General features: G+C 68.2%; 1 protein-coding gene and 1 pseudogene. Both read left to right on the forward strand.

Annotated features, from left to right (window positions below):
- Window positions 1–216: pseudogene (locus tag E6P78_RS32550) on the forward strand (IS5/IS1182 family transposase); the annotation flags it as partial.
- On the forward strand, window positions 213–635 hold the full coding sequence (locus E6P78_RS32555) for a hypothetical protein (protein ID WP_136207211.1): 423 nt from the start codon (window positions 213–215) through the stop codon (window positions 633–635). The pseudogene E6P78_RS32550 and the gene E6P78_RS32555, both read left to right, overlap by 4 nt.
- The last annotated feature ends 70 nt before the right edge of the window (window positions 636–705 follow it).

The raw sequence follows: 705 nt of genomic DNA on the forward strand, positions 1-705 counted from the left end.
GTCGTCGAGCGCAACCCGGCAGTCAGCGGCTTCGTCCCGCAGCCCAAGAGGTGGGTGGTGGAACAGGTGAACGGGATCATGATGCTGCACCGCAGGCTGGTACGGGACTACGAGCACCGGACCGCCTCCGCCGAGTCGAGGGTCTACTGGGCCATAAGTGACCGGATGGCCCGGATGCTCACCGCGAGCTCCACCCCCACCTGGCGCGGCGCGTGAGCGACGGCGCGCTGACCTTGGGCGCGGTGCTGGCGCGTCTGGAGGAGCAAGAGCGCGAGATCGCCGCACAGAGCGAGGCCACTCGGGGCCGCATCGCGGAACTCACTGCACAGCTGGTGGAGTTCGACCGGGTCGCCGAGGAGGTCCGGATCACCCGCAAGACCCTACTGGCGCTGCCTGATCCGTCCGCGCCGACGCCGCCGGCCGCGAAACTGCCGGACCATCCGGCCTACCGGCAGATCATGGCGGTGTTCGCCGCGGCCGATGCCCCATTGCGGGCGCGGGCGGTCTGTGAGGCGATAGATCTGGAGATCGCACCCAACAACGTCAACAACGTCCGGCTGAAGCTGAAGCGGCTGGTCGAGCGCAGGATCCTGGTCGAGCTCAGGCAAGGATTGTTCACCCAGCCACGGCCATAACCACCCGGAGAGGCCGCCACCAGCCCCAGCAGCAAGCGCGAAACGGGCAGGACGTCACTTACCGCCCTCT

Origin of the sequence: Streptomyces sp. A0958, assembly GCF_004795035.1 — a bacterium.
Classification (GTDB): Bacteria; Actinomycetota; Actinomycetes; order Streptomycetales; family Streptomycetaceae; genus Streptomyces.